Origin of the sequence: Stenotrophomonas sp. 59 (genome assembly GCF_030291095.1) — a bacterium.
In the GTDB taxonomy this organism is placed as follows: domain Bacteria; phylum Pseudomonadota; class Gammaproteobacteria; order Xanthomonadales; family Xanthomonadaceae; genus Stenotrophomonas; species Stenotrophomonas maltophilia_Q.
The window spans coordinates 1,586,030-1,609,547 of sequence record NZ_CP127408.1 but is presented as its reverse complement, the minus strand read 5'-3'; the positions used below and the strand labels follow the sequence as shown (position 1 = coordinate 1,609,547).

The following is a 23,518-nucleotide window of genomic DNA, read 5'->3' as shown; positions in this document are numbered from 1 at the left end:
GCTTGCGTGCTTCTCTCTCTACTCGGCCGCATCAGGCGTGGCCAACCCGTGCAGGTTAGCGTAGATACGTGCCGCGAGGGCGTCATTGATGCCTTCCACCTTGGCGATTTCCGCTTCACCAGCCGCTTTCAGGCCGACCAGACCGCCGAAATGCTTGAGCAGGCTGGCACGACGGCGCGGGCCGATGCCGGGGATGTCCTCCAGCTTGCTGGTCATCCGCGCCTTCTGGCGGCGGCCCCGGTGGCCAGTGATGGCGAAGCGGTGGGCTTCATCGCGCACCTGCTGGATGAACTGCAGCGCCGGGTTGGCTGCACCGGGACGCAGCTCGCGACCGTCAGGCATCACCAGCGCTTCGTGGCCGGCACGGCGCTCCACGCCCTTGGCCACGCCCACCAGCAGCACGCCTTCCACGCCCAGGTCGGCCAGAGCGGCCTGGGCCTGCGCCAACTGGCCGGCGCCACCGTCGATCAGCAATACGTCCGGCAGCACGCCCTGCTCTTCCACCGCACGGCGGAAGCGGCGGTCGATGGCCTGGCGCATGGCGGCATAGTCGTCGCCCGGCTCGATGCCACTGATGTTGAAGCGGCGGTACTGCGCGCGCACCGGGCCTGCCGCGTCGAACACTACGCACGAGGCCACGGTCGCCTCGCCCATGGTGTGGCTGATGTCGAAGCATTCCACGCGCTTGACCGGCTCGGCCAGGCCCAGCATGTCGCGCAGCGCATCGCTGCGCGCGTGCTGCGCGTTGCGGCTGTTGAGTTCAGTGGCCAGGGTCAGCTGCGCGTTGCGGCTGGCCAGTTCCACGTAGCCGGCACGCTCGCCGCGCACGTTCCACTTCAGCTGCACCTTGCGTTCGGCCGAAGCGGACAGCGCGGCGACCAGCAGATCGGCATCCGGAATCTCGCGATCCAGCAGGATCTCGCGCGGCGGCTCGAACTCGATGTAGTACTGCGAGACGAACGCCGCCAGCACTTCTTCCGGGCTTTCTTCACCATTGGTGCGTGGGAAGAACGGGCGGGTGCCGAGGTTGCGTCCATCACGGAAGGCCAGCAGCAGCACGCAGGCCTGGGAGCCCTGCATGGCCACCGACAGCACATCCAGATCGGCGGCGCGGCCGTCCACATACTGGCGGGTCTGCATGCTGCGCAGCGAGGAAATCAGGTCACGCAGGCGCGCGGCCTGTTCAAACTCCAGCGCCTCGCTGGCGACCTGCATCTGCTCGCCCAGTTCACGGGTCAGCTCGTCGCTCTTGCCTTCCAGGAACAGCGCGGCGCGGCGCACCGATTCGGCGTACTCGGCAGGCGCCACCAGCTCCACGCAGGGCGCGCTGCAGCGGCCGATCTGGTACTGCAGGCACGGCCGCGAGCGGTTGCGGAACACGCTGTCCTCGCAGCTGCGCAGCTTGAACAGCTTGTGCATCAGGTTCAGCGTTTCGCGCACCGCAGTGACGCCGGGATACGGCCCGAAATAGCGCCCGGGAATGGCACGCGGGCCGCGATGCAGGGCGATGCGCGGCCAGTCCTCGCGGGTCAGCAGCACATGCGGATAGGTTTTGTCGTCGCGCAGTGAGACGTTGTAACGCGGCGACAGCGACTTGATCAGCTGGTTTTCCAGCAGCAACGCCTCGGCTTCCGAACGCGTCACGGTCACGTCCATGCGCACGATCTGCGAGATCATCGACATGATCCGCGCATTCTTCGGGCTGCCGTTGAAATAGCTGCCGACACGGTTGCGCAGCGCACGCGCCTTGCCGACATACAGCAGCGTGTCGTCGGCAGCGTACATGCGGTACACACCGGGGGCGGTACTGAGCTGGGCCGCGAAGGCCTTGCCGTCGAAGGCCGGGGCGGGAACGTCGGTCATTCGCTGATCGGCACTTCGCTGAGCACGCCGCTTTCGGGGTCGAATCGCAGTATGGCGTGGGCATCGGTCTCGGCGATCCACACCGCACCGGCACCCACGGCCAGACCGGCCGGGCCATGCAGGCGGCGCGGCAGCGGCTGGGTCGTCAGTTCGCCACCCCCCAGGCGCAGCGTGCGCAGGCGACCATTGCCGGTATCGGCAATCCACAGCAACGGTGCATCCGGACTCAGCGCGATTGCCTGTGGGAACTGCAGGCTGGCCTGTGCGCGCGGGCCATCTTCGTCACCGAAACGCCAGGGGCCCTGCCCGACCAGCGTCTGCACCAGGTCACCGCGCAGCTGCAGTGCACGGATCGAGGAGCCCAGCGCATCGGCCACGTACAGCACCTGCTGCACCACGGCCAGTGCGGTCGGCTGTGCGAACGCGGCCAGGTGGCCGCTGCCATCACGCTCGTCGATGGCACCGCTGCCGGCGCGCCATTGCAGGCTGCGCTGACCCAGGTGGTAGCTCCAGATGCGGTTGTCGCCGGCCATGGCGATGTGCAGCTGGTTGTCAGCGATGGCCAGGCCAACCGGGTGGTCCAGCGAGACCTGCCGCGCCTGCGCGACCGGACCCTCCACCGGCGCGCCGGGGCGGCCATTGCCGCACAGCGTGTCGACGATGCCGGTCAGCAGGTTGATGCGACGCACGGCATGGTTGCCGGTGTCGGCCACGTAGAGCGCGTCGCGCTCCAGCACCAGCGCCTGCGGACGATGGAACGCCGCTTCGGCGAGGTTGCCGTCCATGAAATCGGCAGTCCCCAACCCGAACTGGCGCAGGATGCGCCCGCCGTGGCTGCATTCGAGGATGCGGTGATGGCCACTGTCGGCGATGTACAGGCGTTCGGTGCTGACCGCCAGGCCCAGCGGGAAACGCAGTGCCTGGCGCGGCTCCGGATGCAGCTCGGTACCGCCGCGCGGCGGTGCCGACGGCGCGCCGTGGCACAGCGCATTCAACGCACGCTCAAGGTCTCCCGGAGCACCCAGCCCGACCAGCCGTTGCTGTTCGCGCCCCTGCGCGTCCAGCAGCACCACGGTCGGCCAGGATGTGATGCCGAAGCGACGCCAGCCATCCCAGTCGGCATCGAGCAGGACCGGCATTGACAGCCCTTGGCGACGCAGCAGTTTCAGTGCGGCGCCGGCGTCACGCTCGAAATCGAAACGGGGTACCTGCAACACCAGCGGCTGCAGCATGCCAGGGTGACGCGACAGCCATTGACCGAACTCGGCCAGGCGCTGCGCGCTCCAGGCAGAAGCGGCGTTGACGAACAACAGCGCCACCGGCCGACCACGCAGTTCGGTCAGGGTGCAGGGGGCGGCATTGAGCCAGGTGGCGAACTCGGGCAGGTCCGGGACGGGCTGGACGTTCATGGCCCGATTATGCCGGAGTCGGCGTCATGCAACAGTCGTGCCACTGCACGTTTTGCAGCATTGTCGACCAGCGTCCAGACCTGTTCGAAGTGATCGCTGCCGCCGGTGTAGGGGTCCGGGATAGCCACCCGCCCCTCTCCGCCCGACCAGGGCAGGTACAGCGCCAGCCGCTCACGCTGGGCAGGTGCAGCCAAGCGTCCCGCATCCCGCAGGTTCGCCTCGTCGGCGCACAGGATCCAGTCGAAACGGTCGAAATCAGCGGCTTGCAGCTGGCGCGCACGCAGGCCGCCGATGTCCACGCCATGCCCGGCCGCACAGGCGATCGCGCGCCGGTCCGGCGGCTCGCCGACATGCCAGTCGCCTGTGCCGGCCGAATCCACCTGCACCCGCCCCGCCAGCGGTGAAGCGTCCAGGCGTGCGCGGAGCGCACCTTCGGCCATCGGCGAACGGCAGATGTTGCCGAGGCAGACGACCAGCAGCCTCATCGCGCGGCCAGCGTCTGCAGCAACGCTTCAGCGCGTTCCAGATCCTCGGGCGTGTCGATGCCGGGCGGGAACGGTTCCGGCGAGATCGCCACACTGATCGGATGGCCCGCTTCCAGCACGCGCAGCTGCTCCAGCGATTCGACCTGCTCCAGCTGGCCCGGGGGCATCGCCGCGAACTGCTGCAGGAAACCGGCGCGGTAGCCGTAGATACCGATGTGGCGCAGCCAGGCATGCCCTTCCGGCAGCGTGTCGCGGCTGCGCGCGAAACCATCGCGGTGCCAGGCGATCGGTGCGCGGCTGAAGTACATCGCCTCGTTGCGCACGTTGCGCACCAGCTTGACCACGTTCGGGTCGAACAGCGTCTGCGCATCCTCGACGGAGGTGGCCAGGGTCGACATGGGCGCGTTGCCGCCGACCAGCGCTTCGGCCACCGCACGGATGCCGGCCGCAGGCGCGAACGGTTCGTCGCCCTGCAGGTTGACCACCACGGTGTCGTCGGCCCAGCCGGCGATGCGCGCACATTCGGCCAGGCGGTCGGTTCCGGACGCATGCGATGTAGCGGTCATCGCCACCTTCACCTCGGCCAGCCCGGACAGCGCGTCGGCAATGCGTTGATCGTCGGTAGCGACCCATACCTCGCCCGCGCCCGCCTGCAGCGCGCGGCGCGCCACGTGCAGCACCAGCGGTTCACCACCCAGCAGGCGCAGCGGCTTGCCCGGCAACCGCGAGGCGGCATAGCGGGCCGGGATGGCGACAACGAATTCGGTCATGGGGCGATACTCGGCAGGCTCGTTACAACGGGGATGCGGCCGGCGGCGCGTGAATGCAAGCGCCTCCGCGCCACTCAGTTCGGTCGCAGCTTGTCCAGACGGTCAGTCAGCGCCACCCAGAACGCGGCAGGCAGCTCGGCACGCAACGGCACCGCGTAATGCCAATCGTTGCCGAACGCGCGGCATTTCACCGCGTCCTTCTCGGTCATCAGCACCGGCAGCTGGCTGCCGAAGGACAGGTCCTGTGGCTGGTAGGCCTGGTGGTCGGCGAAGGCATGCGGCACCACGCCGATGCCACGCGCGCGCAGCATGTCGAAGAAGCGCTGTGGATGGGCGATGCCAGCCACCGCATGAACACGCTGGCCCTTGAAGTACGACAACGGGCGCGCGCGGCCACCGGCCAGCGGCTGCGCACTGTCGATGTGCAGGGCCATCGGCCACTGGCCGAAACCACAGGCCTGGGCCGCGGTTTCCTCATCGGCCTGGCCCAGGTTGACCACGCGGAAATCGCATTCGCCGGCCCGGCTGACCGGCTCGCGCAGCGGTCCGGCCGGAATCATCCGGCCATTGCCGTAGCGACGCTGGGCGTCGACCACTTCGATCTCGATGTCGCGCGCCAGCCGGTAGTGCTGCAGGCCGTCATCGCAGACGATCACATCGCAGCCGGCCTGGATCAGCGCCTTGCCTGCGGCCACGCGGTCAGCGTCCACGCGCACCGGTACGCCGGTCTTCCAGGCGATCAGCACCGGCTCGTCACCGCCCTTGGCGGTCGGCGTGTCGGCCTGCACCCACAGCGGCTTGTCGGCGTCTTCGCGGCCATAGCCACGGCTGGCGACGCCCGGCTTCCAGCCGGCCGCACGCAGGCGCTCGACCAGGGCGATGGTCAGCGGCGTCTTGCCGGTACCGCCGGCGGTGATGTTGCCGACCACGATGACCGGCACCGGCAGCGTATGACGCTTGCGCCATCCACGCCGGTAGGCGCGGCGGCGCAGCGCGGTGACGCCGGCATACAGCGGCGCCAGCAGGCGCATCGCCCACGGAACCGGGCTGCCGTCGTACCAGTACGGCGGGGTCTGGGTACCCTTGCCAGCCATCAGTCCTGCCTTTCGCGGAACTGCATGCTGTGCAGATGCTGGTACAGGCCACCCATGGCAAGCAGCTCCTTGTGGGTGCCCCGTTCAACGATGCGGCCGTGGTCCATCACCAGCACCAGGTCGGCATGCTCGATGGTCGACAGGCGGTGCGCGATGACCAGCGTGGTGCGTTCGGGCATCAGGCGCTGCAGTGCATCCTGCACCAGTCGCTCGGATTCGTTGTCCAGCGCGGCGGTGGCTTCGTCGAGAATCAGGATCGGCGCGTCACGCAGGATCGCGCGGGCGATCGCCAGGCGCTGGCGCTGGCCACCGGACAGCAGCGCGCCGTTCTCGCCGACCGGGGTCTGCAGCTGCTGCGGCATGCGCGCGATGAACTCCCACGCATTGGCCGCTTCGGCCGCCGCACGGATCTGCTCCTCGCTCGCTTCCATGCCATAGGCGATGTTGGCCGCGATCGTGTCATCGAACAGCATGACCTTCTGCCCGACCATCGCCACCTGCCGGCGCAGGTCGGCCAACGGATAGTCATCCAGCGCGACGCCATCGAGGGTGATGACACCACCGCTGGGCTCGTAGAAGCGCGGCACCAGCCGGATCAGGCTGGTCTTGCCACTGCCGGAACGACCCACGATGGCGGTGACCGTGCCGGGCTTGGCAACGAAACTGATGTCGTCCAGGGCAATGCCGCTGTCCTCGCGGTAGCGCAGCATGACGTGGTCGAAGGCCAGTTCGCCGCGCACGCGCTGCACGCTGTTGCGGCCCTCGTCACGCTCGACCTGCATGTCAAGGATGCCGAACAGGCGCTCTGCGGCGGCCACGCCGCGCGAGATCGAGGTCTGCACGCTGGTCAGGCGGCGCAGCGAAGGAATGATGGCCATCATCGAGGTCATCAGGCCCATGAACTGGCCGGCGTTGAGGCGGCCGGCCAGCGCTTCGCGGGTCGATACCCAGACGATCACCGCCAGCGCCAGTGCGGCCAGGAACTGCACCACGCTGGACGCCGCCGCACGGGTGACTTCCACCTTCATGTTCAGCGACAGCATGCGGTTGGCCAGGCGCGAGTAGCGCGAGATCTCATGCTGCTGGGTGCCGTGCACCTTCACTTCCTGCTGCGCCGCCAGCGACTGTTCGGCGGTCTGCGCCATCGAACCCATGCCGTCCTGGATACCGCGGCTGATGCGGCGGTAGCGCTTGCCCACGTAGGACACGATCACGCCGATCAACGGCACCACAACCAGCATGGCCACGGTGACCTTGACGCTCATCTGCAGCATCACCGCCAACATGGCGATGATGGTCAGGGTGTCGGCCACCACGGTCTTGAGTGCGTCGGCACTGGCCTGGGTGACCTGTTCGGTGTCGAAGTTCAGGCGGCTGACCATCACCGGCGTCGCTTCGGTATCGAAGTGCGAGGACGGCAGGTGCAGGTACTTGGCAAGCACCTGCTCACGCAGGTCGCGCACCACGCTGCGGCCGGTCTTGGCCAGCGCATAGTCGCTTACCCAGGTGGCGAGGCTGCGCATCAGGAACAGGCCGAGGATGGTCAGCGGCAGGATCACCGCCATGCGCGGTTCCGGGTTGACGAAACCACGGTTGACCAGCGGCTCCATCAACTTGGTGAAGTGGTAGCCCGCCAGGGCTTCGACCACCATGGCGATGACCGCGGCCACCATGAACACCCAGTAGGCGCGGGTGTACCCCAGCAGGCGTTTGTAGATCGGCCACACCGGCGCGTGATTGGAACTCATGGACGCACCTCGGGTGCTGTTGCAATGGCAATACGGCGGAAGCCGAGCTGACCCAGCGCGTCCTGCGCGGTCACCACGGCCTGGTAGGGAGTGCGCGCGTCGGCGCGCAGCAGCACGGTCTGCTGGCGATCGCTGCCGGCCACGGCGGCGATGGTCTGCTTGACCGACTCGACGTCGCTGCGCAGCACTTCCTGGTCATTGATGAAGTAGCGGCCTTCGGCGTTGATCAGCACGCTGAGCGAGCGTGGCGGCTCGTTGGTCTGCTGCTGGCTTGCGGTCGGCAGCTGCACCTGCAGCGTCGAACGCGCGTCGAAGGTGGTGGTGACCACGAAGAAGATGATCAGCACCAGGATGACGTCGATCAGCGGCACCAGGTCGATATGCGGCTCATCCTGGGATCGGTCGTTGCCGATACGCATCGATCAGGCCTTCGCCGTGGCGGCGCCGGCCTGGCGCGTGGCCGGCGCCGGGTTCATCACCCCGGGGCGGCCGTCGAGCGTATCCAGCAGGGCACTGGCTTCCTGCTCCATCTCCACCACGTAGCCGTGGATGCGGCCCTTGAAGTAGCGATGGAACATCAGCGCCGGGATCGCCACGATCATGCCGGTGGCGGTGCACACCAGCGCCTTGCCGATGCCGCCAGCGAGCTGGTTCACGTCGCCCACGCCGTGGTCGAGGATGCCCAGGAACATCTGGATCATGCCGATCACCGTGCCGAGCAGGCCCAGCAGCGGGCCCGCCGAGGCAATGGTGCCCAGTGCGTTCAGGAATCGCTCCATGCGATGCACCAGGTGGCGGCCGGTGTCTTCGATGCGCTCGCGGATCTGGTCGCGCGGGCGGTTGCGGGCTTCCAGTGCGGCAGCCAGCAGCGCCCCCAGCGGCGAGTTCGCCCGCAGGGTCTGCAGGTGGGCCGGGTCGAGCTTGCCGCGAGCGGCCCAGTTGCGCACTTCCTGGCCGAGGCCGGGCGGCAGCACCTCAGTCCGCCGAAGGGACCAGAAACGCTCCAGGATGATCGCCAAAGCCAGTACGCCCAACAGCAGCAGCGGCACCATCGGCCAGCCACCGGCCTTGACCAGTTCCCACACGTTTCAACCCTCCGGCCCAACGGCCGCTTGTTCGATCGGCGATAGGATAGCAGCCGACCGCGCCCGCCCAGCGGCATCCCACCACCGGGATGCATGGATGCGCTGTTCACGCAGCTGCAGGCCTTGTGCGCCAAGCCATACGCGGATCGCCCCGGAGTCGGCCGTGGCCAGCACTTCCGCGCCTTGCGCCTGCCAGCGCCGGACCACCTCCTGGCGCGGGTGGCCGAAGCGGTTCCTGTGCCCGGCAGAGACGACCGCCAGCCGCGGCGCCACCGCTGCAACCCACGGCGCACTGGAGCTGCCGCCGCTGCCATGGTGCGGCACCAGTACCACGTCCGCCTTCAGCGCGTGCGGATACGCCCGCAGCAGCGCCCCCCTCGGCCGGGCGACCAATATCGCCGGGAAGCAGCACCACGCCGTGGCGGCTGGCAATGCGCAGCACGCAGCTGTCCTCGTTTTCGGCTTGCCGGCTGCCCGTCGCGGGGTGCAGGACCTGGAAATCGACCCCATCCCACTGCCAGCGCGTCCCCTGCTGGCACGGGGCAGCCCCGGCGATGGCGCTGCCGGGCGGCGCCAGCAGTTGCAGCCCGGCCAGCTGCCGGCGCAGGCCGGGCAGGCTGCCGGTGTGGTCCAGGTGGTCATGGCTGAGCATCGCCTGCTGCGGTGGCCCCTGACCGAGCGCACGCAACGCCGGAATCAGGATCCGCTCGTTGCCGTCACCACCGGTCGGCGGCCCAACGTCGTACCAGAGCGCGTGCCGGGCCGTGCGCACCAGCACCGCCGTGCCCTGCCCGACATCGTGCACCAGCAGCTCCAGCTCGCCCTCGGCAGGGGCATGCCGTGCCGGCCACAGCAGTGGCAGGCACAACAGCAGGCCAGCGAGGCCACCGCCGGCACCGCGCGGCAGCAGCCACCAGAACACGCCCAGCAAGGCCACCGGTGCCGCCCAGCGCGGCGCCTCGGCCAGCCACCACATCGCCTGCGGATGCAGCGCCAACGGCTGCAGGGCCTCCCAGCTGAGCTCGAACAGCCAGGCCGCGGCGCGCCAGGCCCAACGCCCCGCGCCGTCATGCAGCACGTGCAGGCCGGTACCGAGCAGCGACAGCGGAACAACCAGCATTGTCCACCACGGGATGATCGGCAGATTGACCAGCGGCCCCAACCGCGCGGTCCCGCCGAACAAGGCAACGCACAGCGGCAGCAGGCCGAGGCTGGCAACCCCCTGCGCGGCAAGGAACCCGCGCAGCCCACCACCGATACCCTCCGGCCCCGTCCTCGGCAGGCACCAGAGCAGCCACAGCACGCCACCGAAGCTCAGCCAGAATCCAGCCGAGAGCACCGAAAGCGGCGCCGGCAGCAGCATCACCATCGCGGCCAACGCCAGCCCCTGCCCTGCGCCAACCGGGCGACGCCCGGCCCTGGCCAGTGCGACCAGCCCGATCATCAGCGCCGCGCGCACCGTCGGCAGTGCACCACCCGCCGCCACCGCATAGGTGGCTGCGGCCAGCGCCGCTCCCCATGCGGCGGCCTGCGGCCGTGGCCAGTACCGCCCCAGCAGCGGGCACAGCCACCACGACAGGCGGCACAGCAGCACGCCGAAGCCCGCGACCACGCCCACGTGGAAACCGGAAATGGCGACCAGATGGGTCAGGCCCAACGCGCGCAGGTGTTCCCAGTCGGCATCGGACAGGCCACGGGTATCGCCCAGTGCCAGCGCCTGCACGAACCGTGCGGCAGGATGTGCCACCTGCACGGCGATCGCGGCACTGCTGCGTTCCCGCCAGGCCTGCAGGCCCTGCGCCGGCAGCCACTCGCGTGCACTTGCCGGATCACGCACCGAGGCATTGCCGGAGATGCCCCGCAGCACGGCGTGGCGCTCGCCATCGAAGCCACCGGGATTGATCCGTGAACGCGGCGCCCGCACGCGCAACGGCAGTTCCCAGTACGCCCCGGCGCGAACCGCATGGCGTCCAGCGCCCGGGCCACGTTGCGGAGGGCCGCGCCACGGATCGTTCCAGGTGACCTGCAGGCGCTTGCCACGCAGCGATGGCAGCGCGTCGGCATCTTCGACATGCAGCACGAAACGCGTGTAGCCGGGCCCCTGCTGCGGAAGGTCGGCAACCCGGCCCCGCACCTGCACATCCTGCGGCGGCGCGCCGGGCGCAAGTTGGCCGTGCAGGACCCAGTGCCCGTGCAGTGTTGCCCATGCCAGGCCGAGCAGGATCGCGGCCCCCGCACGGCCGCGCCAGCGCAGCAGCCAGCCGCTGGCGCCGGCGACCGCCATCGGCACGCTCAGCCACAGCGGCAGCAGCATCGGCATCTGCACGCAGGCCAGCGCCCCCAGCACCAGGCCGGCGGCGCAGCCAAAGCCAAACAGGGCCGGGGCGGAGCGATCGGGAACCATTCCCCCAGCCTGCCGCCGGAGGTGGCAGGCTGCCTATCGGGCCTTTCCCCGTGTGCCTGTCAGCGCCGTACGGTACCGCGGTGGAAATTGACCCTGAAGCTGGCGCCGCCACCCGCCGCTTCACCGACGCTGACCGAGCCACCGTGGTGCTGCACGATTTCCTTCACCAGGTGCAGGCCCAGGCCACTGCCGCTGCCGGCTGCACGCAGGCGGTGGAAGGGCTCGAAGATCGCTTCGCGGTCACCGACCGGAATGCCGGCGCCCTGGTCGCTGACCTCCAGCAGGCCGCGTGCATCCAGGCGCACGCAGATGATGCCGCGCCCGCCACCATGGACGATGGCGTTGTGCACCAGGTTGGCGATCACCCGCCCCAGCGCCAGGCTGTCGCCATGGATCCACACGGGCGACTCCGGCGCATCCACCTCGAAGCCATAACCGGCGCCGACCACCAGCGGCGCCAGATCGGCGGCCGCCTCGCGCACCAGCAACGCCAGGTCCAGCCGCTGCAGCGCGCCAACATTGCGGTCGAGCCGCTGCAGGTCGAGCAGGTGCTCGGCCACGTTGCCGAGGCGGGCGACATCGGTCAGCAACTGCGATTTCAGTTCACCCTGCGGCAGCTGCGAGAGACGCGCCTGCACCACCGCGATCGGCACGCGCAGCTCATGCGCGGCATCGGCGAGGAACTTGTCGCGTGCTGCATAGCCCTGCTGCACCTTGTCGATCGCATCGTTGAACGCTTCCACCAGTGGTGCGACCTCGGTCGACACCAGCTGCGCATCCAGGCGCGCGCCCGGCTGGCCGATGTCCAGTTCCTTGGCCTGCTGCGCGGAGCGGCGCACGCCGCGCATCGCGCGATGGATCACCGTCGGCATCACCAGCAGCGTCACCACGATCAACGGCAGGAAGAACCACAGGCCGATCAGGCGCAGCACCATCAGCGCGCCATCCAGCAACCCGCCCTTTGGAGCGCCACCGACCATCACCGTGATGCGGCGGCCCTCTTCGTTGCGGATCATCACCCGCGCCACATCCAGGTAAGGCGGCACCAGCGAACCAAGTTCGGTCGCGCCCAGCGTCGGCAGCCGCGCCAGCAGCGGCGCGTGGATCGCCGGAATCGTGCCGCGCTCCAACCAGACACCCTTGTCGTCGACTGCCGCGAACCAGAGGTTGCCGCCTGCACTGGCATCGAGCTTTTCCCAGCGTGCCTGGTCCAGCACCAGCCGGCCACCCTCGCTGTGCACCGCCTTGGCCACTGCCTCGGCCATGAACATGTCCATGCCCCAGGTGTCCTTGTCACCCCAGGTCAGGATCAACGCGACCACCGCGAACAGCACGGTGAAGGCCTGCGCAAGGAACAGGCGCCAGGCCAGGCCCAGGGTGATGGAACGGATCGGACGTGCCATCTCAGGCCTCCGCCAGCAGGTAGCCGACGCCGCGAATCACATGGATCTCCACGCCGGCCCCGGCCTGTTGCAGCGCCTTGCGCAGCTTGGAGATATGCGCGTCCAGAGCATTGGACTGGATCTCGTCATCGAAACCGTACACCGCCGCCTCCAACGCGCTGCGGGTAACGGTGCGCCCCTGCCGCATCGCCAGCGCCTGCAGCACCAGCACCTGCCGGCGCGGCAGCGCCAGCAGCTGGCCATCGACCTGCGCCTGCAGCGATTCGAAATCGAACTCCAGCCGGCCCAGTCGCAGGCTGGGTGTCACCATCGCAGAGGGTCGCCGCGACACCGCACGGATGCGCGCCATCAGTTCCTCGATCGCCACCGGCTTGACCAGATAGTCATCGGCTCCGACATCCAGGCCCTCGACCTTGTCCGACAGCGTGCCCTTGGCAGTCAGCATGATCACCGCCAGGTTCGGGCGCAGGGCCCGCGCGACGGCAACGAAGCCAGCGCCATCGCCATCAGGCAACTGGCGGTCGAGCAGCATCAGCTGGTGCACGGGTTCGCGCAGCGCGATGGCCGCTTCGGCCAGGCAACCAACCACATCGGCGACCACGCCCTGCCGCTCCAGTCCCGATTGCAGGGCTCGGGACAGATCAGGATCGTCTTCGACCAGGAGGATGCGCATCGGGGGCTCGGCTACCGGAAACGGTGCCGATCATAGTGCCTGGCGCCCACTTTTTCCGCTTCGGCCTGCCGGATGCGCCGACGCAATGTTCTGACAATGTTGCTCCCCCATCATGCGCAGCCATCCCCCGCAAAGTCTTTGACCGATGCCGCCACTGCCCTCGACCCTGCTGCGCCCGCTGCTGTTCTCCGCTGCCTTCGGCCTGCCGGTGTTCGCGCAGGCCGCCGACCGCAACCCGGGCGTGCAGGCCGGCATCAGTGCTGGCGCGACTTCGGGCGCGTATGCGCACTACGACGTCAAGCCACTGGTGGTCCCATCCATTGCCTGGCAGGGCCAGCGCTTCTTCGCCAGCCCCGGCTCGCTGGGGATGTACCTGTACAAGGGCGAGGGCCTGCGCCTTTCGGCGGCGGTCACGCCCTACACGCTGCGCTTCAAGACCGACGACGTGAACGATCCGCAGCTGCGCCGCCTGCACAGCCGGCAGATGTCGGCCATGGCCGGCATCAACGGCGAATACAGCGCCGACTGGGGCATCGTCGAAGCGGGCGTGATGCGTGAGATCACCGGCCACGGCGGCGGTTTCGAATCACGCCTGCACTACAGCTATCCGATCCAGGCCGGCCGCTTCACCTGGGTTCCCAAGGTGGGCGTGGTGCACTCCAGCGCACGCTTGCTGGATTACTACTACGGCATCAGCGATGAGGAAGCGTTGCGCTCCGGGCTGGCCGCCTACCGGCCGGGCAGCACGACATCGCCAAGCCTGCAGATCGCCGTCAGCACGCCGCTGGGCACGAAGTGGCGCGCGACCGGCGTGGTCGCCAACCAGTGGTTCGGCGATGCAGTGAAGGACAGCCCGATGGCACGACGCGGCACACAGTCGTCGGCCTTCATTTCCCTGATGCGCTCGTTCTGAACGAGCGCCCGCTACGGACAAGGACCCCCCATGGCCTCCGTCTCCCCCACCTCCGAAGCACACGCGATCCTGCGAGCCCCCGATCTGGACAGCGCCGAGCGCGTCTACCTTGGCCTGATGCCCGACCTTGAGCACGTGAGCGCGCTTGCACGGCGCGCGCTCGGCCAGTCGCGCGTTGCCGACGCGGCCCGGGGATACGCGCTGTCGATGACCCTGGTCGGGCTGCGCCTGCAGGAGCTGGAGATGGGCGAGGCCAGCGCGAAGGAGCATCGGCAGGCCACCCTGCGCAGCCTGCGCCAGGCCTTCAGCGCCTGAGCACAGGCCATCCGCAACGGTGTCGCAGTACCGCGCACCGGCTCAGCGGAACGTGGTCCAGGCCAGCACAGCGGACAACAGGGCGACCCAGATCACTGCCTTGAACGTGCCTTCCAGCATGTTGCCGCCGAACAGCAGTTCAAAGAACGGATTGGGCTTGGAAACCGGCACATGATCGCTCATGGGTGAAAGATCCTGGTGATGGATGGAGGGTATGCACGCATGCCTGCGCGGGCACCACTCTAGTACAGGTGCGCCGCCTGCGGATGTGCCAGGAACATCCGCTTAACACCCTGCGCGCCAGTTCGGGTATGTTCGACCCAACGCTGCGTTCAAGGATGATCGATGCTCAAGCGCGTCCTGTTCCCTGTTGTCGCCCTGCTGCTGTCCGTGCTGGTCATCGCGCTCGGATGGCAGAACCGCCAGCTGCGGCAGATCAACGAGCAGATGGCCACGCAGCTGCAGGACATGCGCCTTGAAGCACATGGCCTCGAACTGGGCAGTCGCCCGGATGCACTGGCGCTGCGCACCACGCAGCAGACCTTCGTCGATATCGGCGGTGCGCGCGACGTTCCGCAGATCCTCTATTTCTTCTCCACTGCATGCCGCTACTGCCTGGCCTCGGTACCGCAGCTGCAACAGATCGCCGCGGCCCGCGGCAACAGCGAACTGGTCGGTGTCGGCCTGCCGCCGTACGACCAGCTGGCGGACTACGCCGGCAAGCATGCACTGCGCTTCCCGATCGCCATCGACAACGAAGCCGCCGCGTCCACGCGCTATCGTGCCACCGTCACGCCAATGCTGATGGTGCTGGCTGCCGATGGCCGCGTTGCCTACAAGCATGTGGGCCAGCTCGACGCCCAGGTCGTGCAGGCCGCCGTGGCGTCGCTCGCACCGAAGCCGGCGCTGCCCTGATCCCGCGTGCCGCGCATCACAACGCGGCGCCCTGTTACCGCATTCGCGCCACAACCGGCACTCCCGTGCCTTCGGCAACTGCAACTCCACAACGCCAACCAAGGAGATACACATGATCGGAAAGAAAGTGCTTTCGTCCGTCGCCGGTATCGTCGTTGTCGCGGCCATGGCCTTCGGCGCCAGCCAGGCCTTCGCCGTCTCGCCCAAGACCGGATATGCACCGGGCTGCGAACCGCACCCGCAGTGCCCGTTCGGCAACGCGGGCAAGCACGGCCAGCTGCTGTGCTGCGACCCGCTGTAACCGGATCCGTGGATGGGGTCGGCATCGCTGACCTGCCTCACCCGCCGCGGAGCTGAGCCAGCGCCGCGGCCATGACCGGGCCACCCCGCAGTGGCCCACCACGCCGGGCCGCCTTGAAGCGCGGCCCGGCACTTCCCGTCACGGATTCATCCTTCCCGCAGCGGCTTGGCGCGCGCTTTACCGGCTTTCGTCGCATACCGGTTTCACACCGCAGGGGGCAGTGCCACGCTGGACTCCCTTCTCCGGAGCACCGTGCCATGCCGATGCTTGCCCTGCTGCTGTTGTGCGCTGGCCTGTTCGGCCGCGATGCCGACGCCGGGGATGCCTCCCTGCGCAGCCAGATCTTGCAGGCCGACGCCGGGCATGCAGGCATGCCCCCGGCGCATGACCAGACACCGGAGCCGACGGCCCTGCAGTTGTACCGCTTGCGCCAGGACCGCGTGCTGCGCGTGGGTAACCAGCGCCTGCCTGCAGGCGGCCAGCAGCATCAGGCCGGTTCAGCTCGTTTCGCGCAGGTCTGGGAACGCGTGGACGGCCATTGGCGGCTGCAGCGCATGATCAGCATCGACGAATGGGTTGCCCGGCGCTGACTCTCGGCACCGGCAACCGTCGCAAACGAAAAAGCCGGCCCAGGGCCGGCTTTCATCGTGATCCACCGCTGCACCGGCAATGCCGGGAGCCAGGTGGTGGGCGGTACAGGGTTCGAACCTGTGACCCCTACCATGTCAAGGTAGTGCTCTACCGCTGAGCTAACCGCCCATCTTGTTCTTGCCGCCCGAAGGCTGGCCTTGCTACGTAAAAACCCGGCGCCAGGGCCGGGCTCTTCAGTTCACGACAGCCCCCTTCCGGAGACTTCGTGGTGGGCGGTACAGGGTTCGAACCTGTGACCCCTACCATGTCAAGGTAGTGCTCTACCGCTGAGCTAACCGCCCGTTTTTGCTTCTGGACGTCCGCGATTGCGTCGGTGCAGGCCGCGTATATTACGGATGCCGGCCGTGAAGCGCAACACTTTTGTGAAGAAGATGCTGCACCGCCGCGTTCAGCCCAGACTCGCTTCCTTCAGCTGCCGGATCTGGTCACGCACGCGTGCGGCATCCTCGAATTCCAGGTCCTTGGCGTGCTGGTACATCTGCTGTTCCAGCGCCTTGAGACGGGCCGCCAGCTGGGCCGGGCCGAGCGAACGGTAATCGGCTGCGTCCTCGGCAACACCCGCCCTGCCCTTGCCCTTGCCCTTCTTGGCCTCCTTCTCCGCGGCGTCCGAACGCGCACCTTCGAGAACGTCGACGATCGGGCGCGCCACCGAGCGCGGCACGATGCCATGTTCTTCGTTGTACTCGACCTGCTTGGCGCGGCGGCGGTCGGTCTCGTCGATCGCTGCCTGCATCGAGCGGGTCACCTTGTCCGCATACAGGATCGCCTTGCCGCGCACATTGCGGGCGGCGCGGCCGATGGTCTGGATCAGCGAGCCGGTGGAGCGCAGGAAGCCTTCCTTGTCGGCGTCGAGGATCGCCACCAGCGACACCTCGGGCATGTCCAGGCCCTCGCGCAGCAGGTTGATGCCCACCAGCACATCGAACTTGCCCAGGCGCAGGTCGCGGATGATCTCCACGCGCTCGACCGTGTCCACGTCCGAGTGCAGGTAACGGACGCGGATGCCGTGTTCGGTCAGGTATTCGGTGAGGTTCTCGGCCATGCGCTTGGTCAGCGTGGTGACCAGCACACGGTCACCCGCCTTGATGCGCGCGTTGGCCTCGCTCATCAGGTCGTCGACCTGGGTGCCCACCGGGCGGATCTCCACCACCGGATCGATCAGGCCTGTCGGGCGCACCACCAGCTCGGTGATCTCGTCGCCGGCCTCGTGGTACTCATACGGGCCCGGCGTGGCGGACACGTAGATCGCGCGCGGGCAGCGCTCCTCCCACTCCTCGAAACGCAGCGGTCGGTTGTCCAGTGCCGACGGAAGGCGGAAGCCGAACTCGACCAGGGTCTCCTTGCGTGAGCGATCGCCCTTGAACATCGCACCGATCTGCGGAATGGTCACGTGCGATTCGTCGATGACCAGCAGCGCGTCCGGCGGCAGGTAGTCGAACAGCGTCGGTGGCGGCTCGCCGGCATTCTTGCCGGTCAGGTGCCGCGAGTAGTTCTCGATGCCGTTGCAGAACCCGACCTCGGCCATCATCTCGATGTCGAACTGGGTGCGCTGCGCCAGGCGCTGCGCCTCGACCAGCTTGTTTTCCGCATACAACTGCTCAAGCCGCTCCTTCAACTCCACCTTGATGGTTTCCACCGCGGCCAGCACGCGCTCGCGGGTGGTGGCGTAGTGGGTCTTGGGGTAGACGGTGAAACGCTGCATGTTGCGCATCGTCTCACCGGTGAGCGGGTCGAACAGGGTGATCTTCTCGACCTCGCCGTCGAACAGCTCGATGCGCAGCGCTTCGCTGTCCGACTCGGCAGGGAACACGTCGATCACTTCGCCACGCACGCGGAACGTGCCACGCTGCAGCTCGTACTCGTTGCGCGTGTACTGCAGCTGGGTCAGGTGATTGATCAGGTCGCGCTGGTCGATGCGCTCGCCCTTGGACAGGATCAGGCGCAGCGACAGGTAGTCCTCGGGCGCACCCAGGCCATAGATCGCCGACACCGTGGCCACCACGATCGCATCCGGGCGCGACAGCAGGGTCTTGGTCGCGGCCAGCCGCATCTGCTCGATGTGCTCGTTGATCGAACTGTCCTTCTCGATGAAGGTGTCCGACGAAGGCACGTAGGCCTCCGGCTGGTAGTAGTCGTAGTAGCTGACGAAGTACTCGACCGCGTTGTGCGGGAAGAACGCCTTGAACTCACCATACAGCTGCGCCGCCAGCGTCTTGTTCGGCGCCATGATCAGCGTCGGCTTCTGCACGTTCTGGATGACATTGGCGATGGTGTAGGTCTTGCCCGAGCCGGTGACGCCCAACAGGGTCTGCTTGGCGATGCCCGCTTCGAAGTTGCTGGTCAGCTTCGCGATGGCATCAGGCTGGTCGCCCGCCGGCGAATACGGCGAGACGAGTTCGAAACGGTCGCTCATGGTGTTGCCAGTTCCCGGGAAGGACAAGTATACGGGGCAAGGGGTGACGGCCGGCTGAGGGGTTTCCGGGCAGGCCGGTGCGGCGGTGCCTGATGGCGGCACTGCCGCCGGGGCGCGAGGCTTGAAGCCATGCACCGCATCCCTCGTCCCAATCGTTCGGCGCCACGCGGCATGCATCTGGTCGAGATGCTGGTGGTGATCGCCGTCCTTGCCGTTCTGGTGGCGGTGGGTTGGCCCGCCCTGCACCCGCTGCTGTTGCGGCATCGCGCCGACGCCCTGCAACTGGCCCTGCATGCCAGTCTTTCCAGCGCCCGAAGCGAGGCCCTGAAGCGCCGCGAACTGATCGGGCTGTGCGCCAGCGATGACGGTGAGCACTGCTCCCGCGACTGGAGCGCCGGCTGGATCATCTATCGCAGCGGCAGGCACCGGGGGACACCGGCATCCGCCGAGGACATCCTGACCCACCACCAGGGCCGGACCGACATCGCGATTGTCGCCCAGGCCAGCAGTGGACGGCCGCTGCTGTTCTTCCAACCCGATGGTCGCAGTCCCGGCGCCAATCTGACGCTACGCATCTGCGCAGGAAACCGGCTGCATGGCAGGTTGGTCATCAACAATGGCGGCCGCGTCCGCAGCGAGCGTGTCGACCGCACCCTCCCCTGCTGACGGGCCAAAAAGACAAAAGCCGCGATTTCTCGCGGCTTTTGCAGTATCTGGCGCCCGAAGTTGGACTCGAACCAACGACCCCCTGATTAACAGTCAAGTGCTCTAACCGGCTGAGCTATTCGGGCGGGGAGGCGCATTGTACTGGGCGTTCAGAGGAAGATCAACACCTGATTTACCAGCAATCGGAAACCGTGCCGCTGGCCGTTTTGCGGTTGGCCTGATCCACGCTCAGCGTCCCGCAGCTGTCCTTGGTCTGGTTGCCCTGGGGCGTCGCCGTCAGCGTGAACGAGGACGCCTTGCCATCGAAGGTGATCGCGTAGCGTGTGGTCCCGCCCTCGCGCGGCGACACCTTGCTGGGCAGCGCGAAGCCCGAGTAGGTGTTGTTCACCGAGTAGTAGCGCTCAGCACGCTGTGCGTACTCCACCAGGTCCGCCTTGGCCACGCCCCGGTGCGACTGGCGGATGTACTGCTGGTACGACGGGACGACAATCGCGGCCAGGATGCCGAGCACGATCACCACGATCATCAGTTCGATGAGGGAGAAACCGTGCTGCCTGCCGGGACGACGCAGGGTGCTGGAAAGAGTGTTCAGGCTCATGGGAATGTCTTCGTTACTGGATCTGGCGCCAGGATTGGCGACCGCAGGGATAAGGCACGTACATCGTCGGAGCACCCGCCACGTTGACCGCCATCCAGCAGGCACGCCCGCCTCGATCGGCACCCTTTGCCAGGCGCGGCATCACCGAGACATTGACGTCCTTCACCGGTGCGGTGCCGCCGGTGTCGAGACTGACGCCGGCCGTGCCCGCTCCGTACGGCGCGCCGCTAATGGACCCGACCCGCGCCTGCTCCAGCGATGCAACACCCGAGATCGGATTGAGGCCAAACAGCCAGTTGCTTCCCTCGGTCGAACAGCCACGGCCACCCGCGGTGGGCATGTAGGTCGGCATGAACACCGTTCCCGACGCCACCGCAGGATTACCAACAAAGCGTTCACCTGCGCCGGGCAATGCAATGCTCCACCCGCGCGCCGCCCCGGAGAAGGGTGTGGCCGTGACCGTGCGCAACTTGTTGGTGGTGGTCACCGTATAGGCCAGCAGATTGGCGGGCACGATCGTGGCCTCCGGCTGGTCCTTGCTGGTGTCGTTGACACCGTACAGCGACTGCGCGGTGAGATCCTGCGGGTCATTGTCGAAGGAGAAGCTGCCGGTACCCAGCACCAGCATCACGCCACCACCCGGTCCGGTCACGGCGGTCATGCCGCCGGTAATCGGCTGGCGGTACACCTGGTTGTTGTTGTTGGTCTGGCGCGCAGTGGTGAACACCGGCGTGGTGACCGAGGTCGCCGTGCTTTCCAGGTCGAACTTCCACAGCGCGCCGCGCTGGTCGGCCGCATAGATCGTGTCCGCCAGGCCGTCGCGGCCACGTACACGCCCCGTACCACCTGCGCTTTCGGCGCGCCAACGGTCGACGGCCACGATGTTGCCCAGGCCGTTGTCACCGGCAGGTGCAGTCGCCGCGGCCTCGGTAGCAGTGATCATCCGCACCGCGCCCGATCCCAGGTCGACCACGAACAGCACGGCCTTGCGGCTGAGGCTGTTGTAACCGTTGCCGAAGATCGCTTTCCACGCCACCCCGGTCCCTTCCTTCACCGGCACGATCACCGGCTTGCCAAGGACATGGCCGATGTTCGCCTTCACGGTGCTATCGAGCCCCGGCGCCACGTCACTGATTTCCCACAAGCGATTGCCGGTACCGAAGCTGGACGGCGTGGTCACATCCAGCGCGAACACCGAGCGCCCACCGGCGCCCGCCGTACCGACCAGTGCCGTGGCCCAGTTGCCACCGATCTGTGCGTCCGCCACCGCGATAGGTCCATCCACGTAGTAGCGATGACGGAAGCGCTGGTCGGACTTGTTGGCCGCCACGTAGGGATACAGAAGGTTGGCCATGTGGCCCAGCGCCGTGCCGGGAACATAGGCGAAGGTCTCGCTGCCACCGGCACTGTCACTCACGCCGTTGCCGTTCATGCCACCGTCGAAGGCATGCAGCATGCCGTCGTTGGCACCGACATAGACCATGTAGCGGCCATTGTTGCGCTTGCGGGTCAGGTACGTGGCATACGAGGTCGCCATCGCGGTGCTGATGCGCTGGTAGCCATAGTCGTCGCGGGGCGAACTGATCACCGGGCTGGAATTGACGATGTCGCCCAGCACGGTGGTACGGGTGCGATAGATGCCCCCCGAATTGCGTACTTCGCGTGATGCGTCGCCGCGCAGATAAGCCATGGCCGTGGCGATGTCGCCGCCCAGCTTTTCAGCCTCGGTCGCAGAACAGCGCGCAATACCCGGATACTGCTTTTCATCCTTGTTGCAGAGGTCGGTGAAGGCAATGTTGGTGCTGCTGAAGTCAACTGCAGCATTGCCCTTGGTGGCGACGATGGTGCGCGAACGCTGCGCGCCCAGTTTCTCGGCCGCTTCCCACACCTGCGTGTACTCGGTCTGCTGCGTCTTGTCGTTCACCGCAAGCTTGGATGCCTTCAGGCGGCTGAACCAATCGGTTTCCTCGTTGGCCACTTCGAACTGGGGCGTGACCGCCAGCGATCCGGTACCGATACGCACGCCGGTCAGGCCCTGGCTGCCCGAAGGCGCTGGCCCGGAGGTGACCGACGACAGCACCCGTCGCATGGCCGTGGTGATGTCTGCCGGAGTACGCGCGTTGATGTACTCACCGCGGGTATTGGTCGCGGCGTGCCAGATGTCATCCACAGTGCTGGGATTGTCGTTCTGGCGATCCGGCCAGTTGCTGTAGACCGCCGAATCGGTATACGGGTTCTGCTGCCTGTTCGGATCGAACAGATTGCCACGCGCGCCCAGCGTGATCCCGTAGAAGTTGATATGCAGGTCCTTGTTGCAGTCCAGCGACTTGTCGGTGCTGGTTGCACATTGCTCCGGTACCGGCACCTGTCCCCGGGGCATCCGATCATCGGTTCGCAACGGGTTCACGTAGTAGTACGCGGCAATATCACCCATGGTGTTGGAATTGCCATCCGAGAAGGGAGTCCCCATGTTTCCGTCCACGTTGCCAGGGGCAGGCGCCAGGGATGACGAAAGATTGTTGCCATTGTTGCTGTAGCCGTCGGTGAACAGCATCACCGCATTCTTCTGGCAGGACAGCTTGATGGGCGCATTGTCATCGGTCCGCATGAACTGCAGGCCCGCGGCGTTGACGGCATGTCGATTCGGCGTACCACCACTGGCCGTCAGCGCGATCATGCTGCTGTAGAGCGCGGACTTCTGCCCGATCACGCTCATGTCCCGGATCGCAAGCCGTTTGTTGGAGTCTGTCGAACTGTTGTAATTCTGGAAATCGTTGATCCGGAAATACCCGACATACATGTCATTGACATTCAATGCGCGCGTCATGCCGGCGATCATCGCCCGGTTGCGGTTACCGTAGTACGAGTACCAGTTGGCGAAGTTCTGCAATGCGGCAGCATCACCGGTCCCGATGACGTACTTCCACATGTCACATCCCGAACCGCAGGCGCCGGTGACCTTGGTTCGCTGGATACCTGCGTACGCATTGGCAGTGCCCGGCAACTGCGGATAGGCGTCGCCATCGCTGGTGTACGGCATGTAGAACGTAGCGGGCACATAGCGCAGCGACGCATAGCCCGCCGAGCTCCAGGTCGCGCCTCTCGTATTGGCGTTCTCGTTGCCAAAATTGCCATTGGCCCTGCTTGCAGTCCTGTAGGTCTGCCCGGCCGGTACCGTCATCCCTTCCTGCATCCTCTGGACGTCCCAGGACGAAGTACCCAGATAGCTGCTGGCGATCGCCAGTGTATCTGTCTCACGGGGATCGATGAGGGTGGCCGACGTGCTCGCCGCTGGATACGACTGCACTTCTTCGTTCACGATCCGCAGCCAGGGCTCGTACTTGATGGCAGGATCGTAGTAGGTCGGATTGTAGGCCGCCGATCGGGCAAACCCGAAGACATCCAGCGCCGGGATGCCGTTGTAGCTGTTGATCCGTGCACCGGGCAGCACATAGAAGTAACTGCACTCACCGGTCTGGATGGCATTTCCCCACCGGTCATAGGTTACGGGCACGTCTTCAGGCGTATTGAGCACTCCGGCCGATCGGAAGAAACTCTTTCTCCCGTAGTGCCAGCACGCCGTACCATCCTGCCCCGGGAACTGGGTCTGGAAGGTCATCGAACCCGAATCGTCCACCGCCATGATGAACGACGGCGGCGCGGAGACCTTCAGGTTCATCGGGTGCTGCGACAACGTGCCCTGCGCCTGCGCGGCGAACAGGTTCATCGCAAGCCAGGTGCCGCCAGCCACCGCCAGCAACAGCCCGGAGCCGGCCAGGATCTTGATCTTTCGGGTCGCCATGACCGGGTTC

At 67.0% G+C, this 23,518-nt stretch carries 20 protein-coding genes, 3 tRNA genes and 1 pseudogene; 6 read left to right on the top strand and 18 right to left on the bottom strand.

Translation table 11 applies throughout. The features are described from left to right. Window positions 1–18 precede the first annotated feature (18 nt). The 11 genes and pseudogenes from uvrC to QP552_RS07300 form a co-directional block, all read right to left on the bottom strand. The gene (uvrC, locus tag QP552_RS07350; RefSeq protein ID WP_286075449.1) at window positions 19–1,863 is read right to left on the bottom strand and encodes an excinuclease ABC subunit UvrC; all 1,845 of its coding nucleotides are present in this window, start codon (window positions 1,861–1,863) and stop codon (window positions 19–21) included. Continuing rightward, window positions 1,860–3,272, bottom strand: coding sequence for a hypothetical protein (locus QP552_RS07345; RefSeq protein WP_106548996.1), 1,413 nt, complete (start codon window positions 3,270–3,272; stop codon window positions 1,860–1,862). The genes uvrC and QP552_RS07345 overlap by 4 nt, the downstream gene beginning before the upstream one ends. Next, on the bottom strand, window positions 3,269–3,757 hold the full coding sequence (locus QP552_RS07340) for a low molecular weight protein-tyrosine-phosphatase (RefSeq protein WP_286075446.1): 489 nt from the start codon (window positions 3,755–3,757) through the stop codon (window positions 3,269–3,271). Before QP552_RS07340 ends, QP552_RS07345 begins: the two co-directional genes overlap by 4 nt. After that, complete coding sequence (gene kdsB / locus QP552_RS07335) at window positions 3,754–4,527, bottom strand: 3-deoxy-manno-octulosonate cytidylyltransferase (protein ID WP_106548998.1); 774 nt, start codon at window positions 4,525–4,527, stop codon at window positions 3,754–3,756. The genes QP552_RS07340 and kdsB overlap by 4 nt, the downstream gene beginning before the upstream one ends. A gap of 74 nt (window positions 4,528–4,601) precedes the next feature. Beyond that, window positions 4,602–5,621 (bottom strand): tetraacyldisaccharide 4'-kinase, encoded by a 1,020-nt coding sequence (gene lpxK, locus QP552_RS07330; RefSeq protein WP_286075445.1) that lies wholly within the window; start codon window positions 5,619–5,621, stop codon window positions 4,602–4,604. Then, window positions 5,621–7,369, bottom strand: coding sequence for a lipid A export permease/ATP-binding protein MsbA (msbA, locus tag QP552_RS07325; protein WP_099552684.1), 1,749 nt, complete (start codon window positions 7,367–7,369; stop codon window positions 5,621–5,623). The genes lpxK and msbA overlap by 1 nt, the downstream gene beginning before the upstream one ends. Beyond that, a complete protein-coding gene (locus QP552_RS07320; protein ID WP_106549000.1) occupies window positions 7,366–7,788 on the bottom strand; it encodes a biopolymer transporter ExbD in 423 nt (140 codons plus the stop codon). The genes msbA and QP552_RS07320 overlap by 4 nt, the downstream gene beginning before the upstream one ends. 3 nt (window positions 7,789–7,791) lie before the next feature. Beyond that, window positions 7,792–8,454 carry a MotA/TolQ/ExbB proton channel family protein gene (locus QP552_RS07315; RefSeq protein WP_111112438.1) on the bottom strand — a complete coding sequence of 221 codons (663 nt, stop codon included), beginning with the start codon at window positions 8,452–8,454 and terminating at the stop codon, window positions 7,792–7,794. Between the two features lie 3 nt (window positions 8,455–8,457). Continuing rightward, window positions 8,458–10,858: pseudogene (locus QP552_RS07310) on the bottom strand (DNA internalization-related competence protein ComEC/Rec2). Window positions 10,859–10,917: 59 nt separating this feature from the next. Beyond that, the gene (locus QP552_RS07305) at window positions 10,918–12,261 is read right to left on the bottom strand and encodes a HAMP domain-containing sensor histidine kinase (RefSeq protein ID WP_106549002.1); all 1,344 of its coding nucleotides are present in this window, start codon (window positions 12,259–12,261) and stop codon (window positions 10,918–10,920) included. 1 nt (window position 12,262) lies between these two features. After that, window positions 12,263–12,934, bottom strand: coding sequence for a response regulator transcription factor (locus tag QP552_RS07300; RefSeq protein WP_033833867.1), 672 nt, complete (start codon window positions 12,932–12,934; stop codon window positions 12,263–12,265). 145 nt (window positions 12,935–13,079) lie between these two features. Here QP552_RS07300 and QP552_RS07295 point away from each other — a divergent pair, with 145 nt between their 5' ends. Then, window positions 13,080–13,847 (top strand): MipA/OmpV family protein, encoded by a 768-nt coding sequence (locus QP552_RS07295; protein ID WP_286075443.1) that lies wholly within the window; start codon window positions 13,080–13,082, stop codon window positions 13,845–13,847. Window positions 13,848–13,877: 30 nt separating this feature from the next. Next, on the top strand, window positions 13,878–14,162 hold the full coding sequence (locus tag QP552_RS07290; RefSeq protein ID WP_005408868.1) for a hypothetical protein: 285 nt from the start codon (window positions 13,878–13,880) through the stop codon (window positions 14,160–14,162). 42 nt (window positions 14,163–14,204) lie between these two features. Here the strand turns inward: QP552_RS07290 and QP552_RS07285 are convergent, their stop codons facing one another. Then, window positions 14,205–14,345 carry a hypothetical protein gene (locus tag QP552_RS07285; RefSeq protein ID WP_173364575.1) on the bottom strand — a complete coding sequence of 47 codons (141 nt, stop codon included), beginning with the start codon at window positions 14,343–14,345 and terminating at the stop codon, window positions 14,205–14,207. A gap of 162 nt (window positions 14,346–14,507) precedes the next feature. Between QP552_RS07285 and QP552_RS07280 the strand changes: the two genes are divergently transcribed. The 3 genes from QP552_RS07280 to QP552_RS07270 all read left to right on the top strand — a co-directional run bounded on the left by QP552_RS07280 (window position 14,508) and on the right by QP552_RS07270 (window position 15,968). After that, window positions 14,508–15,077, top strand: coding sequence for a TlpA disulfide reductase family protein (locus QP552_RS07280; RefSeq protein WP_106549004.1), 570 nt, complete (start codon window positions 14,508–14,510; stop codon window positions 15,075–15,077). A 112-nt stretch (window positions 15,078–15,189) separates the two neighbouring features. Beyond that, window positions 15,190–15,378, top strand: a complete 189-nt coding sequence (locus tag QP552_RS07275; RefSeq protein ID WP_005408865.1) for a hypothetical protein — start codon at window positions 15,190–15,192, stop codon at window positions 15,376–15,378. Between the two features lie 257 nt (window positions 15,379–15,635). Beyond that, entirely contained in the window at window positions 15,636–15,968 is a 333-nt protein-coding gene (locus QP552_RS07270; RefSeq protein WP_111112433.1) for a hypothetical protein, read from the top strand. A gap of 94 nt (window positions 15,969–16,062) precedes the next feature. On the opposite strand, the gene QP552_RS07265 is transcribed toward QP552_RS07270, so the two are convergent. The 3 genes from QP552_RS07265 to uvrB form a co-directional block, all read right to left on the bottom strand. After that, window positions 16,063–16,137: transfer RNA gene (locus QP552_RS07265), tRNA-Val, on the bottom strand. Window positions 16,138–16,235: 98 nt separating this feature from the next. Then, window positions 16,236–16,310: transfer RNA gene (locus QP552_RS07260), tRNA-Val, on the bottom strand. Window positions 16,311–16,417: 107 nt separating this feature from the next. Further along, window positions 16,418–18,442, bottom strand: coding sequence for an excinuclease ABC subunit UvrB (gene uvrB, locus QP552_RS07255; RefSeq protein ID WP_286075438.1), 2,025 nt, complete (start codon window positions 18,440–18,442; stop codon window positions 16,418–16,420). Window positions 18,443–18,613: 171 nt separating this feature from the next. Here uvrB and QP552_RS07250 point away from each other — a divergent pair, with 171 nt between their 5' ends. Further along, on the top strand, window positions 18,614–19,108 hold the full coding sequence (locus QP552_RS07250) for a GspH/FimT family protein (RefSeq protein ID WP_111112445.1): 495 nt from the start codon (window positions 18,614–18,616) through the stop codon (window positions 19,106–19,108). Between the two features lie 48 nt (window positions 19,109–19,156). On the opposite strand, the gene QP552_RS07245 is transcribed toward QP552_RS07250, so the two are convergent. The 3 genes from QP552_RS07245 to QP552_RS07235 form a co-directional block, all read right to left on the bottom strand. Then, window positions 19,157–19,233: transfer RNA gene (locus tag QP552_RS07245), tRNA-Asn, on the bottom strand. Window positions 19,234–19,280: 47 nt separating this feature from the next. Next, on the bottom strand, window positions 19,281–19,706 hold the full coding sequence (locus QP552_RS07240; RefSeq protein WP_111112432.1) for a type IV pilin protein: 426 nt from the start codon (window positions 19,704–19,706) through the stop codon (window positions 19,281–19,283). Between the two features lie 13 nt (window positions 19,707–19,719). Beyond that, window positions 19,720–23,508 (bottom strand): PilC/PilY family type IV pilus protein, encoded by a 3,789-nt coding sequence (locus tag QP552_RS07235; RefSeq protein ID WP_286075437.1) that lies wholly within the window; start codon window positions 23,506–23,508, stop codon window positions 19,720–19,722. Window positions 23,509–23,518 lie beyond the last annotated feature (10 nt).